Origin of the sequence: Haladaptatus caseinilyticus (assembly GCF_026248685.1) — an archaeon.
Taxonomy (GTDB): domain Archaea; phylum Halobacteriota; class Halobacteria; order Halobacteriales; family Haladaptataceae; genus Haladaptatus; species Haladaptatus caseinilyticus.
The window spans coordinates 1381744-1395425 of record NZ_CP111036.1 but is presented as its reverse complement, the minus strand read 5'-3'; the positions used below and the strand labels follow the sequence as shown (position 1 = coordinate 1395425).

The window sequence follows — 13682 nt, the reverse complement described above, 5'->3', positions numbered from 1 at the left end:
TTCGCAGGTCGTGTGACCAACGCCGAGAAATGGTTATCTCGGTTGGCAACCACCGTCCGAGTAGAAGTGGGTATCATGGGTTCAACAATGCAGGGGAAACCATGAGTGGACGGACCCTCACCTCGGTGTTCGACGAGTTCGAACTCTTAGACAGTCTCGGCGAGGAACTCGTCGGCCTCGACGACGAATGGCAGTTTACGCACGTGAACGACCAAATCGTGGAACGGACGGGTATCGCCGCGGACTCACTGCTCGGGAAGACGATTTGGGAGTCACTTCCGGACCTCGTCGGAACACGCTTCGAATCCGAACTACGGGACGCCATGACGACGGGGGAAAGTCGGTCGTTCGAATACCGTCCGGACGGCACTCGTGGTTGGTATCGAGTACGAGCGCTCCCGGGAGAAGAAGGTCTGCTCGTGCATTTTCGAGACGTAGCCGAAGAAAAGCGGAGCGAGCGCGAGCGCGACGAACAACTTCGCCAGCAGCGCGCAGTCGCGGAATTCGGACAGAACGCGCTGGCACGTAGCGACCTAGATTTGCTCTTTCGGGAGGCGACGGAACTCATCGCCGAGTTGATCGACCACGAGTACTGCAAGGTGCTCGACCTCCACCGGGACGGGAAAGCATTGACGCTCCGAGCGGGTGTCGGTTGGCAAGCCGGACTCGTCGGGTCAGCGACAGTCCCCACACACCTCGATTCACAGGCCGGGTACACGTTGCTCTCCTCGAAACCCGTCGTCGTCAACGATTTACGAACCGAAACGCGGTTCAGTGGCCCGGAACTGCTTCACAATCACGGTGTTCGCGGTGGAATCAGCGTCATCATCGGAACCGTCGAGGAACCCTGGGGAATACTCGGAACGCACACAACCGTTTCGCGAGAATACGAGGACCACGACGTACAGTTCGTCCAGAGTATCGCGAACATTCTCGCGACCGCTATCGAACGACACGAACGCGAATCGGAACTGGACAGCAGACGCCGGTCGCTCGAATCGTTGAACGAGACGAACACGATCATTCGGTCGGTTGACCGGGCTCTCGTGCAGGCGGTGACGCGGCAACAGATGTACGAAGCGGTGTGTGACGCGTTGGCAAAAACGGAGCTATACGACGTAGGGGTCGTCGTCGAACGCGGGAGTTCGAACACGAACATCGAGATACAGGCGCAAGCGGGAGGGAAACCGGAAGCAGTTCAGGAGTTCGTCGAGTTGAACAACGCCGCGACATCCGGATCACCGATGAAAGACGCGTTCGAGACCGGTGAATTGGTCGTGATCAAGGACATGGGAGACGAATCGGAACTAAATGACGAACTCCGTCGGTTCGCAATGAGGCATTCGGTGAGCATGCACATCTCGATTCCGCTCGTCCATGACGAGATGGTCTACGCGGTGTTGTCGCTCAGGTCGCTCGAAAGAACGATGACGGCCGACGAAATCTCGATTCTAGAGGAGTTGGGTGAAACGATTGGAAATGCCATAAACACCCTTCAGACGCGGGAGTTGCTGTTCAGTCAAACGGCTCTCGAACTGGAGTTCGACCTTTCGGAAACTGATGCATTCTTGGTCCCACTATCGGCGGAGTACGAGTGTACGTTCACCATCGAGCGCGTCGTCTCGGGTGCGGACGGGCTGCTGATGTACTGCACCGCAACTGGAGTACACCCTGCAGACATAAAGGAGGAGTTGCTGGCGCTACCGCCGGTGCATCGCGTCAGGGTCATCGAAGACGCGAAAGACGAAGGTCGATTCGAGATGACGTTTCAGGAGACGTCGGTGCTTCGCGCCCTCATCGAACGCGGTGCGATTATCAGCGAAGCGACTGCCTCCGACGGGGAGGGAAGGGTTCGAATCGAAGTCGCACCGGACGCCGACGTGCGAGCGTTTGCCGAAGAAATTTCCGCCGTCTATCCGGAGTCGAGGCTCGTCGGCAAACGAGAGATCAAGCGCGAACAGCGAGCGCTGTCGAAGCACCGAACCGCCATAGAGGAAGCGCTGACCGAACGACAAAAAGCCGCCGTCGAGGTTGCGTACTTCGCGGGATACTACGACTGGCCGCGCAAGAACACCGCCGAGGAGGTTGCCGATTCCCTCGGCGTCTCGACGGCCACGTTCCACCAACACCATCGAAAAGCGATCAAGAAGGTGTTCACCGAACTGCTCGGTGTCTAATCGACCGATTTTCGAGAGACGACGATGCGGAGCCCGACATGCGTTGGGTCGGTGTTGATATCCTCAAAGAGGGATACCTACGCCCGTAGGCTCAACGAAAAGGTCGTCCGACAGCCTACGACGGATTGTCCACCAATGATGGACAACACCGACAAACCAGAGCGAACTGACGAAGCAAACCCATATGGGGGAGCGTACGACCTCCTCAAGCACCCGCACAGACGGGCCGTTATCGCCCAACTTGAGGGACGAGAGAGTTCGACTACCATCTCCAAACTGTGCGACGAGTTGCTCGTCACGGAGTACAACGGGGAGGCGACCGAACGTGACCGCCGACGGATAGAACTCGAACTCTACCACATTCACCTGCCGATGTTGGCAGACCACGGTGTGGTGGAGTTCGATACGGAAACCGACGTAGTCGCGCCGAAATCGATTCCCGATGTGGGGTGGCTCGACTCGAGCATCGCCGAATCAGGGGGGCTCTCGGGCGGGTCGGATTAAACACCCAACTTTTTGATGGACGCGCCTTGAACGGCATACACCACGTTCGCATTCGGGGTGATCATTTTCACAGTACAAAACCGGGACGACGGGGCGACGTCCCCTCGAATATTGGTTGTACAAATCGGCAGTCACATTCTCGCACCGGAAATGGATTTGTCGAGAGGCGTACCGAAGTACCTCGGCACCCGATTGATATGGCGGAATCCGTGCCTACACACGTAGGCATCGGAATGATAATGAAATACTGTCTATCCTCATCCGTCCGCCAATGATGAGCCAAACCAACGATCGAAACTTCGGGGAGGTCACGAGCAACCAGGAACGACCGTACGACCTGTTCGGTCACCCCTACCGACGAACTATCCTCGCACTGCTCGACGATCGGGAGATGCCAGTTTCGATGTCGGAGCTCGTAGACGAGCTCATCGTCGCGGAATACGGCGGTGAAATAACCGCCCGAGACAAGGAAAACGTAGAAATCTCGTTGTATCACGTACACCTGCCAAAACTCGCTGATTTCGGCGTTATCAACTTCGACTACGAACACGGTCACGTCACCGAGAAAGCAGGGTTCGATGACGGTGAGGCGTGGCCGGACTGGATAGATTCCGAGGAACTCGTTAGCGAATCTAGGTGACGGGTTCCGGCGACTATCCGTACCCTCCGAAATGGGGTCGGAAGGGTTTCCGGTGGCGATGTATCACGACCGAAACTGACGGTTTGTTTTCCGACGGCTATTGTTTCTCGTCGCCGAGCAGTTCGCTCAGCTTCGAACGGAATCGATAGAGTCCGCTCCCGGTTATGGCGACTCCGAGCACACCCGCCGTACTGGCCGCGACTACCGAGTTCTCTTCCGTCGTTCCCGGTAGTGGATACCACGTATCGCCGTCCAGGCTATACTCGATCGGGCCGAACGCGTATGTGCCCGTTTCGTCCACCCCGTTCGGAGCCTCAACGAGATAGGTTCGGTCGTTTCCTTCGACCCTACCGTCGAATTCGATATATCGATCGCCGCCTTCGATGTACGTCTGGTGCGGGTCACCCGTGACGATCCCCCATTCGCGCGGAAGTCTGTCGCGGACGCGAACTGACTCGTCTGCAGCGATGGTGATATCGATTTGGTCGGTTTGCCCACCAGTGAAGCTAGACCCATCGTCGCTTCGCTCGGCAGTGACGTGGATGTCCGAGCCGGAATCGTTTCTGAGGGGAACGAAATCGTGGTGAACCGCGTACACTCCGGTGTTGATGTCGGCGGCGTAGGTGACGCCGTTCTGCTCGACCGCACACCACGTAAACGGAGTCGCCTCGTTCAAGCCCTGCATCTTCGACTCTTCTGGAACGTTCTGGTTTGGAAGATAAAAGCCGTCTTCACGGAGCAACCAACCGTCGGTGTCGATGTCGAGGAAGCGGATTCCACCGTGGTAATGTCCGAGATGTACCCATCCGTCTTCAGTCACGTCGAAGTTGTGCGGACTGAGCGTGAAGTTGTCGAACGTGGTGTTGGTTTTCCATTCCCACATGTCCAGTTGGGCCGGGCTTTCACCATCCTCAATGCCGTCCGCGTCGAGCAAATAGAGCTTGCCGCTCGATCCGTTCTCGACGCTGGGAATTTCCTGTCCGACGACGACGACGCGTTTACCGTCGAGAAGCGTCGGTGCAGGTTCTGCGAAGTGTGCCGAGTTCATTTCGAAGACGGAGAGTTCGACGATGTTCGTCGGGTCGGAGAGATCGAGAATACGGAGGCCATTGTCCCAGTAGGAGAGATACCCCGTCGGAGTTCCGGTCCTGGGGTCGTTTTGAACCGTGATGTCGTGGATGTAATCCAACCCACCAGTGGCCCCGCTCGCTGTCCATCGATTTACGAGAGTGAGCTGTCCCGTCGTCCGATCGAACTGAAGAACGTACAGCCCCGCTGTGCCATCATTTAGGTCCTTGCACGCGAAGAGGTACTCCTCGCCATCGATACGGTGATAACTGGTGTTGTGCGACCCGGTGGACCAGCCGTTGTACGAACCGACGACGCTGGGGTTTCCGGGATCCTCGACGTTCACTGCGACGACCGACCCGGCAGTCGGGTCGTTCGAACCGCCGTCGGTTCCCGGTGTCGGGTCCGTTTCGTTGAACAGCGCAGTGTAGGGCTGTTTCGACAGAAAGACGTACTTCCCGTCGTCGCTGATTCGGATATCCATCACGGCGGATGCCGGGTCGTCGTTCCGGACGAATCCGAGCACGGAGAGTTCGGCATCGCGCGCTTCCGCTAGCGTTTCGGCGTCGTTGAACTGGTGAATATCGAGAATCGCCATCCCGCGGTCGTTCGTTGGGTCGTCCGACGAGAAGATACCGGCGTATGCGTAGTCGCCGTGAACGTGGAGTTCAGTAATCGCGCCGTAATGGGGGTCCTCAGGTCGGCCGCTGTTGCTCGACGCGCCGACGCCTCCGAGGCTGTGGTAATCGAGCAGCTCCGCTCGCTCCGATTGCTGGTGGATCGATGGATTCGTGTGGTCGTGACTGCCGCTCGCCTGGGTTCCGGAACCGTCGCCATAACTGTGGGCGCTGGAACGGCCAGCGCCGAACGCGAGCGCACCGGACGTAGTGGCCGAAAGGCGGAGGAATCGCCGTCGGTCGAAGTGGTTGGAGCTAGCCGTACTGTCGATATCGTGTGCTGTGTCGTCTGACATGGTTGGTAGGTGTGTGTTGTCGTGCGTTTCAGAGGCTCGTATCCGCGCCGAGTACGTTGTTTCTGTCCGTCGTGTCCGGAATCGCTATCCAGTTCTGTCCGCCGTCGAGACTGTACTCTATCGGACCGAATTCGTACGTCTGTGTCCCGGCCAATGACGACGGTGCTTCCGCGAGGTAGGTTCGAGTGCCGTCTTCGACCGACTCGGTGAACTCCACGAACCGTGTGTCGTCTTCGACGTGAGTAGTGTGAGCATCGCCACCGACGACGGACCACTCGCTGGGTAGACGGTCGCGGACGAGAACATCGGCGTTCCCGCTAACCGCGATGTCGATTTGATTCGTCTGACCGCCGGTGAACAGGTCACCGTCGTCGTCGCGCGTCGCGGTCACGGAGGGATCCACGCTGAACGAGTCGATGTCGCCAAACGTCGAAACCTGTTGTCCGTTGACGTAGCGGGTCTGCTGGTATCCGAGCGCGTTCGTCAGCATGGTGTGACCCAAGAACGAGACGGTGTAGTCCAGCAGGCCGAACGGGTGAAGGTTCCCTTGGTTCGCTGGGGGGAGCAGGCTTCCGATGACGTGGATTCCGGTACCGTCGCTACGGCCGCCGGTGAGCGACCCCGCGCTCACCTTCCCGGCCGTCTCGCCGGCGATGGTACCCCCGGCGGCGTCGAAGGCGTCACGGTTCACGAGACGCATCGGGGCCTCGTTGCTCGTCGAATAGCCCATCGGGACGATCTTCCAGAGCTGTTTCTGGATGGGACGGGTCCCTTCCAACAGTTCGTGACCGGGATATCGCTGTTCGAGATGGGCGATGTAGAACCGTTCGTGGCCGATATCCGGGTCCGCGATATCGGTGGCGTACTCGTTGTCCATCGGGGCGAGCAGACGGACGCCGTCGTCGGTGAGGACGAGGTTACCGTCGGCGGCGACGAAGTCGTCGAGCGAATCGATGTACGAAGCGTCGCTGATGGCGTCGTCGTGAATGACGACGAGGTTGTCGTAGCCGAGGTGGGCACCGGCCTTCACGTCGGCGACCGTGAGCGCGTCCACGGGTGCGTCGGCGAAAGCGGCGTAATCCTCGAAGAAGGCGAACGGAGACACGTCATAGTCGCGCTGCTGATAGCCCAGTGCGTCGACGGGATCGGGGTTCGCCTCGTCACTCTGCAGGGTACCGAATTGGACCTTCGTGCCCGCCCGCTTCGACGCCATCAGGTTCCGAACCTCGACGGTCCACTCGCCCGCAGCGGGATTACGGACGACGAATTCGGGGGTACCGACGGCGGCGTTCGCACCACCCTTGCCGACGGTCGGATCGTGACTGCGGACCACGTCACCGTTCGGATTCGTCAGCGTCACGGCATGCATGGTGCCGGGCTGAGAGGCCATCGACACCGAAAGGGAGTCCACGTCCTCGCGGACGCTCCGGTAGAACTCCGTTACCTCGTCGGGGCCGAGGAGCGAGGACTGCTCGTCCATCTCGCGACTCGTCTCCTTCTGACCGTAGGTGAAGTAGGTCGCGTCGATGCTGTAGTCGGCTGCCGCGTTGGCGTACGTCTCGGCGATGAACGTATAGGTCTGTCCGGCCTCGGCGCTCATCTGTATGGTTTCAGGGTTATCGCCCGTCGCCGAGACGGCGACGCGGTTGCCGTCCGTATCCTCGACATAGAACTCGAGGTCTTGTCCGGGTGGCGTCCACGAGAGACTGGCTTCGAGGCGGTCGGCGTCCGCGACGGCCGTGAATTCGTGGCGAGCGTAGGCAGGCGTGGCTGTCGTTCCGGGACCGAGCGTCCCCTCGAAGTGCTCGTCCTCGTCCATCTCGACGAAACCCGTGCCGGGGTTTTCGACGAACGAGAGTTCGGACGACGAACGCGTCAGCGCATCCGAGGTGACGTACGCGGTGGAGGCACCGCCGGTCTCGATATCCGCCGTCGTGGTCTCGGTGACGTACTGTGAGATGGTTTTGATGGCAGTGTCGTTATCCCAACACTTGCATATCGACGAGTTCCGGGTCGTAGACGTTCGACCCGATCATGTGCGAGTATGCCATTTCGAAGTCCATCGTCGTCATCCCGAGACCGCCGAGCTCCTCGGGATGACTCATCCAATCGAGGACGCCCCCCGAGACGGTGTAGTGGATGGTGTCCCAGATTCCGGCGTAATCGAACGCCTGCTCGGGGAGCGTTTCGAAGCCGAGCGCTTTCGGGTTCAGCTCGCCGGTGAGTCGCTGCTGAGCGTCCGCCAGCGTGTTCCACTTCGAGAGCGCCGGTTCGAGGGTCTCGTCGATGGTACGGTTGAACTGGTAGAGTTCATGTAGTTGGCCGTGGTCGAACTGGTCCTGGCTGATGAGGCCGAGCACGAACTTCGAGGAGGTCAGCGCCCCGTGGAGGTCGGCGCCGTAGTTGAGGTTCTCGTACTCCCGGAAGTGCTCGATAATGGCCATCTGGTCGGGGACGCGTTCGGCGGCATAGTCGGGAACGTCACTGTCGATGCCGGGTTCGTCGTCCGTGAGGTTCGCGCCTAACGGCTCACCCGGGTAATGGCCAGGGTTGATGAAACCCACCGACGGTGCCTGCCGATTCGTGTCGTAAACGCCGTCGTTGCCCCGCTCGTAGAACGGGACGACGGGCGCACCGCCCTCCGGACCGAGCAGCTGCCAACCGCTCTCGTACTGTGGATGCTTGGCGACCCAACCGTCGGCGTTCGAATAGACGAAAACGATGACCAGGTCGTCGAGCAAGTCGGCGATATCGCTGTCCTCGCCGGAGAGGACGTCCTCGATGAACCGCGATCCGGCCTCCGCACCGGCGCGTTCGAGGCCATGCAGCGAGAGGCTGAACATCACCTTCTCCTTGCCCTCGAACGACGCCGCGTCGTTGACGTTGTTGGTCAGCTCGGCGACGTGGATGTCCTTCGGGTCGTCCTCGCCGGTGACGTAGTTGTAGTGCCCGGGAGATTCCCCGATTGAGTAGAACTTCAGCCGGTCGGGATGCTGCGATTCGAGGTGCTCGAGACCATCGACCATCTGCTCGTAGTCGATGAACCCAGTGGACTCCTTGGGTTCCGGGAAGACACCCAGCGGATACTCGCCGAGCCGCCAGAACGGGTTCGACCCGGGTGAGTGACTAAGTCGTTCTGCTGCAGGGATGTCGAGGACATCGCCGACCTCAGCCGTCGTGAGATGAGCGTGTGCAGCCGGTTTGGGGTTCGTCGTCCGTCGGTACTCGACATCGAGCGTGTCGAGGTCGCCGAAGCCTGCATCACTCGTGAATTCGATGAGTGTTGCGACAGCGTACTTGTCCTCAGTATGGTTGACGGTATACTGGTAGCGGGCGGTCATCTTCCCCGATGTCAGTTTCGCCTCCGCCGCACCGGGAAGTGCGAGTGCGCCCGTCGTCGCGGTTGCGAGTCGTGCGAAGTCGCGTCGTGTGATACCTGTGCTATCGAACGATGAATTTTCGTTTGTCATGTGGTAGTCGAAACGGCAAGAACGGTGGTTTCGTTCGTTGACCCGGTAGCGCCGACCCACACAGGACCGTCAGTGGGGTAGCCCCGAACTGGGCCGAACGAGTAGCTGTTCGCCTTTGCTGCGGTGGACGGCGTTTCCGCGAAGCAGGTATATCCCGTCCGGCGATCTTCGAATACAGTCTGCGTAAAGTAGACGGACGTCCTATCAGCGTCGAAACGAGTGTCAGTTGTAGCGGTGACCGCCGTTGCCGCATCGGCCGCAAGCGCCCTGAATCTCGTTGTGTCGAGCACTGAAGGACTGTTCTACGATCGATGTTATTCAAGCGCATACCATCATCAACCATAATTAGATATGAAGAAGTTTAAATCTTAGTTTGGTTGTTGGTAGTTTTTACATCAGGCGTTCGAATCCTCGCCGACGACCGTGTTCGTTTCCGTCCCGCCGAATGCGATCCAATCGTCGTCCGTCTTCGCCGACTCGGCTTCGGCCGGGCCGAACGTGTATTGGCCGGTGTCGCTCGTGTCGTCCGGTGCTTCCGCGAAGTAGGTACGAGTTACCTCACCGTCTGTCGGTGCGACCGACCCGAGGAAGACGTGTTTTACGTCACCTGCAGTTTCGACGCGCTCCACGTCGCCGTAGTCGGCATCGACGGTCCATTCGGCCGGAATCGTATCGCGCACTGTCGCGACGTACGATACGGAACGTACGGAGATGTCCACCTGATCCGTCTGGCCACCGGTGAACGCCGACCCGTCGTCCGAGCGCGAACCGGTCACCGTGAGCGCTGTCGGCGTATCGGGGTCTGTAAGCGTCGTCTCGCTAAATCGTGCGAAATCGCCTGACTCGGCACGCTTCACGGCGGACAGAGCATCGACGAAGCCGGAGCCGATGTTCCACGGCGTGTAGCTTTTGTGAACGTCACGGGCAGTCGCCTCGATAGTGTTGATGACGTCGATGGGGGATGGGTCATGACCGTTCTTTCGGGCCGCATCGATGATGAGGGTACAGACGCCTGCGGCGGCCGGACAGGACATCGAGGTGCCACTCATCGGCCCGTAGTAGGGTTCAGTGTCAGCTCCATAGGCATCGAGTGGGTCAGTCGGTCCGAGCGTGCTCATCACCATGTCGCCGGGTGTGCCTACCGACGAACGATAGAGACCGACCGGTCGCTGTTTCACCGGTTCGCCGGGAACCGTTTCGTGAGATTCGTAGTCGAGGGTGTACTCGACGGCGACTGAAATCATCGGCTCGACCTCGACCCAGTAGGTCGTCCCACCGTCTATGTCGGTCGTCAGTGTCCGGTGTTGATGGACGGGTTCTTCGCCCATCTGTGCAATGACGGTTCCGTCCTTGCTTCCCTCACGAATGGAAACCCGCACCTGCTCACCTTCGGGCGTGACATCGAGCGCGAGTTCCAACGTGTCCGCGTTCGGCGGGGAGTTCCATTCGTGGAACTCGCTTTCCGTCGATGCGTCGGTGCCAGCCGTCCCATTATCCGCGGCGGGGCCGACCGTCCCTTCCCACGTCCCGACATCAACGACATACTGCCAGTCGGTCATCGCGGCGTGGAAACGGACGAGGTTCCAGAGTGCCTTCTTGCGGTCGTAGTTGGTTTCTCGATTCTCGTCCGGGGTTCGACCCCGCGATGAAAAGCCCGTAACGTGTTTGTCGTCGCGAGTCGCGCTCACACAGAGGACGTGTGGTGCCTTGGCGAAGCGCGAAAGCGTGTCGGCCTCCGGGCCGCTGTTACCCGCCGAGAACACCGGAACGATGCCCCGGACGAACGCCTCCCACGTAGCGATGTTCACCGGATCGTTCGGATTGTATCGAACGTCCCGGGCGACACCGTAGGAGTTCGAAACGACTGCCGGGTCGAAGTCGTCGTTTGGGTCGTCCGCGCGGGAAAGCACATGATCCCACGCACCCACCACGTACGGCAGGTAGACCGCCTGATTCACCGAGTAGACCGAGAGGCGCGCCCCGGGAGCCATGCCTTTGTATCTCCCGTCGCTGGCCGAACCGTCACCCGCGACGATCCCGGCGCAGTGGGTGCCGTGGCCCAAGTCGTCGGTATCGCCCTCCGCACCGAGGTTCAGCCAGTCGGGGTCCCGCGTCCCGAGCGGGTTGTCCACCCACTGCCAGTTGGATTCGAGTCGGCCCTCGAAGTCCGGATGCGGCCCGCTGAACCCGGAATCGATGACGACAGCATCGACACTCGACCCGTCGTAGCCGAGTTCTTGCTGGACTACATCGACGCCCATCGCATCGCGTGAGTCGTCGTTGTGATACGCCAGTTCGACGGCCTTCCGGATCCGACGAACGTCATCCCATCCGGCTGCGGTGCGAATCGCATCGCTCGACAGCGCCGTGTAAGTGATGGGAAGCACGGAGTACTCGTGTTTCCCTTTCGGGAGGTCGAGGTCGGTTAACCGATCCATCGATTCACGCGCGTCGAAGACGACGAGCACTTCGTGGGGGCCTGGAGTCGAGAGGTCGAGTTCGTCGTCGATGATGGTCGTCTCGGAACTCGCCTGCACAGGATGGGTGAGCATCGACCCGGCCGCGACGGCACCGACGCCGCGAAGGACGGTTCGACGGTCGAGTCCGGGGAATGGAGGTTCCGTCATCTCGCTCACCTCAGGTTTGCTCCCCGACGACGGTGTTCGCCTCGCTCCCGGTCAGCGTCCGGAACGCGCCAGCATCAGCAGGACGCGCTTCCGCCGGGCCGAACTCGTACTGGCCGGTCGAATCCGGTGCCTCGATGAAGTAGGTTCGCGTCTCGCCCACCGACGCCGGGTCGGTGAACTCGACGTACCGTGCACCGTCGTCGGTATAGACGGTGTGTGCGTCGCCGCCGACCACGTCCCAATCGAACGGAACCCGATCACGAACGGCCACCTGCTCGCTGGCCGAATCGACTGTCACATCGACCCGATTCGTCTGCCCGGCCGTGAACGTACTGCCATCGTCCGCTCGCGTGCCGTCAGCAGTGAAGACGGGATCAGTCGTTTTTCCATCGACCGCGAGCGATACATCGTCGAAGGACGGAACGTCGCCCGATTCCGCAAGGGCGACGGCAGCGTCCGCATCCGCGAATCCGGCCCCGATGTTCCACGGCGCGTGGTCGTCCCGGGCATCGTGGGCAGTGGCCTCCACGAGGTTGATAGCGTCCATGGGGTCGGGGAACTCGCCGTGAGTCTGGTAATAGGCGTCGTAGACGAGCGCGACGATTCCAGCCAGTACCGGACCGGACATACTCGTTCCCGAGAGCCGACCGTACCACACGTCAGTTCCTTGTTGTTCCGGTCGTCCCGCGAAACCGGTGGGATACGTCTGCAGCGGGTCGTCGGGTGCAAGCGTACTCATGACCAAATCACCGGGCGTTCCGACGCTGGTTCGGTAGAGGCCGTACGGACCGGACGGTCGCTCTCCCGCCGGGAGCGCTTTTCGAGCGGTCACGTCAGCAGAGTAATCCGCCACGACGACGGTGTACGGCTTCAGTTCGAGGTAGTAGGTTGTCCCCGGCGAGATGGTACCTGCAAGTTCCTCCGGATTGTTGAGGGATGCTCCACTGGCGACGACGGGGCCGTCTTCTGCCCCCTCGTGGAGATACACGTCCACGTCCTCACCTTGTGGCGTCCACGAAACGGTTATCTCGACATACCCCGCGTCGTCGGGAGCGACCCATTCCTCGTAGACACTCTCGCCCGCCGAGACTCCGGTCGTACTGTCGGTTACGCCGGGACCAACCGTGCCGGAGTAGGTCGTCTCGCCGACGACCGGTCTGTTCTCGTATCCTTTCGCGTACAAGTCCCGGAGGTTAGCGTAGGCAGCCTCGCGGTCGTACTGTGCCCCCTCGCCACCACCGTCGTAGCCGGGTTTTCGCCCCCGGGAGGAGAAATCAGTGACCGTCATGTGGTCATCGGTGGCGGCGGAAGCGAGGATGTGTGGTCCCTTGGCGTAGTTGCTTAGCGTGTTCGTATCCGGACCGGAGTTGCCCGCCGAGAACACCGGGAGAATGCCCTCCTCGAACGCCATCCATGTCGCAACCTCGAGCGCGCCGTTCGGATTGTAATCGGCGTCGTTCCCGCTGGACGGTCCGTAGGAGTTGTTCACGACTTGTACGTCGTGTTTCCCGGCGCGCTGTCGGTCTATCATGTCGTCGTACGCACCGACGACTTGGAGCAGGGCGGCGACCGCATCAGTCGAGTAAACGGTGAGATCGGCGTCCGGTGCCATCCCGCGATAGGCACCGTCACTCTTCGTCCCGTCGCCCGCGATGGAACCACTGACGTGCGTGCCGTGACCCATACTCGCGGTGTCGGCGGGACCGGCATCGACCCACATCGTCTCCCTGTCGAGGGGATCAACGAATCGGAAGTTGTGTTGCAGGTTGTTTTCGAGGTCCGGATGGTCGCCATCGACTCCGGAGTCGATGGCGACCGCGTGGACGCTCTCACCGGTGTAGAATCGCTCCTCTTGTACCGTCGATACACCGGTCGTCTCGCGGGCGTCGTCGTTGTGATACTCCAGTTCGACGTTCTTCTGCACAGCCCGCACGTCGCTCCACGACGCGACCGTCTCGATTTGGCCGCCCGTGAGCAGGCTGTAGCCAATCGGGAGGACCGAGAACTTGTAGTAGCCCTCGGCGAGGTTGAGGCGGCGAAGGTGGTCGACGTCGTCGTTCGTTTCGAAGACAACGAGGACTTCTTGAAGTCCACCGGACGTGTCCAGCGCGTCGTCTACCGTCGCAGCGCTCGTCGTCCACGGTGCGACAGCTGTCGCACCCAGCACGCCGGTCGCTTTCAGTACGTTCCGTCTGCTAAGTTGGTTTTCTGTCATGATACTCA

Annotated in this window: 10 protein-coding genes; 4 read left to right on the top strand and 6 right to left on the bottom strand. The window is 60.5% G+C overall.

All coding sequences use genetic code 11. The features are described from left to right. Positions 1 to 101: 101 nt before the first annotated feature. The 3 genes from OOF89_RS07600 (at position 102) to OOF89_RS07590 (ending at position 3321) form a co-directional block, all read left to right on the top strand. Positions 102 to 2177: a bacterio-opsin activator domain-containing protein gene (locus OOF89_RS07600; RefSeq protein WP_266074824.1), complete on the top strand. Its 2076-nt coding sequence runs from the start codon at positions 102 to 104 to the stop codon at positions 2175 to 2177. A gap of 135 nt (positions 2178 to 2312) precedes the next feature. Beyond that, positions 2313 to 2681 (top strand): DUF7344 domain-containing protein, encoded by a 369-nt coding sequence (locus OOF89_RS07595; RefSeq protein WP_266074822.1) that lies wholly within the window; start codon positions 2313 to 2315, stop codon positions 2679 to 2681. A 271-nt stretch (positions 2682 to 2952) separates the two neighbouring features. Next, complete coding sequence (locus tag OOF89_RS07590; RefSeq protein ID WP_266074820.1) at positions 2953 to 3321, top strand: DUF7344 domain-containing protein; 369 nt, start codon at positions 2953 to 2955, stop codon at positions 3319 to 3321. Between the two features lie 97 nt (positions 3322 to 3418). On the opposite strand, the gene OOF89_RS07585 is transcribed toward OOF89_RS07590, so the two are convergent. Continuing rightward, complete coding sequence (locus OOF89_RS07585; RefSeq protein WP_266074817.1) at positions 3419 to 5362, bottom strand: LVIVD repeat-containing protein; 1944 nt, start codon at positions 5360 to 5362, stop codon at positions 3419 to 3421. A gap of 28 nt (positions 5363 to 5390) precedes the next feature. Continuing rightward, positions 5391 to 7181, bottom strand: a complete 1791-nt coding sequence (locus OOF89_RS07580) for a hypothetical protein (RefSeq protein WP_266074815.1) — start codon at positions 7179 to 7181, stop codon at positions 5391 to 5393. Between OOF89_RS07580 and OOF89_RS07575 the strand changes: the two genes are divergently transcribed. Then, positions 7164 to 7319, top strand: coding sequence for a hypothetical protein (locus OOF89_RS07575; RefSeq protein ID WP_266074813.1), 156 nt, complete (start codon positions 7164 to 7166; stop codon positions 7317 to 7319). The two genes, OOF89_RS07580 and OOF89_RS07575, sit on opposite strands and share 18 nt — an antisense overlap. Positions 7320 to 7341: 22 nt before the next feature. On the opposite strand, the gene OOF89_RS07570 is transcribed toward OOF89_RS07575, so the two are convergent. From OOF89_RS07570 to OOF89_RS07555, 4 genes are all read right to left on the bottom strand, one after another. Next, positions 7342 to 8832: a M14 family zinc carboxypeptidase gene (locus OOF89_RS07570; protein ID WP_266074811.1), complete on the bottom strand. Its 1491-nt coding sequence runs from the start codon at positions 8830 to 8832 to the stop codon at positions 7342 to 7344. Beyond that, the gene (locus OOF89_RS07565; protein WP_266074810.1) at positions 8829 to 9122 is read right to left on the bottom strand and encodes a hypothetical protein; all 294 of its coding nucleotides are present in this window, start codon (positions 9120 to 9122) and stop codon (positions 8829 to 8831) included. The genes OOF89_RS07570 and OOF89_RS07565 overlap by 4 nt, the downstream gene beginning before the upstream one ends. Before the next feature lie 105 nt (positions 9123 to 9227). Next, positions 9228 to 11459, bottom strand: coding sequence for a S8 family serine peptidase (locus tag OOF89_RS07560; protein ID WP_266074808.1), 2232 nt, complete (start codon positions 11457 to 11459; stop codon positions 9228 to 9230). Positions 11460 to 11469: 10 nt separating this feature from the next. After that, positions 11470 to 13674, bottom strand: coding sequence for a S8 family serine peptidase (locus tag OOF89_RS07555; RefSeq protein ID WP_266074806.1), 2205 nt, complete (start codon positions 13672 to 13674; stop codon positions 11470 to 11472). Positions 13675 to 13682: the final 8 nt, after the last annotated feature.

Excerpts from the sequence above, each read along its gene's own strand:
- OOF89_RS07585 (WP_266074817.1), bottom strand. The coding sequence starts at position 5,362 with ATGTCAGACGACACAGCACACGATATCGACAGTACGGCTAGCTCCAAC.
- OOF89_RS07560 (WP_266074808.1), bottom strand. The coding sequence starts at position 11,459 with ATGACGGAACCTCCATTCCCCGGACTCGACCGTCGAACCGTCCTTCGC.
- OOF89_RS07580 (WP_266074815.1), bottom strand. The coding sequence starts at position 7,181 with ATGGACGAGGACGAGCACTTCGAGGGGACGCTCGGTCCCGGAACGACA.
- OOF89_RS07555 (WP_266074806.1), bottom strand. The coding sequence starts at position 13,674 with ATGACAGAAAACCAACTTAGCAGACGGAACGTACTGAAAGCGACCGGC.
- OOF89_RS07600 (WP_266074824.1), top strand. The coding sequence starts at position 102 with ATGAGTGGACGGACCCTCACCTCGGTGTTCGACGAGTTCGAACTCTTA.
- OOF89_RS07595 (WP_266074822.1), top strand. The coding sequence starts at position 2,313 with ATGATGGACAACACCGACAAACCAGAGCGAACTGACGAAGCAAACCCA.
- OOF89_RS07590 (WP_266074820.1), top strand. The coding sequence starts at position 2,953 with ATGATGAGCCAAACCAACGATCGAAACTTCGGGGAGGTCACGAGCAAC.
- OOF89_RS07570 (WP_266074811.1), bottom strand. The coding sequence starts at position 8,832 with ATGACAAACGAAAATTCATCGTTCGATAGCACAGGTATCACACGACGC.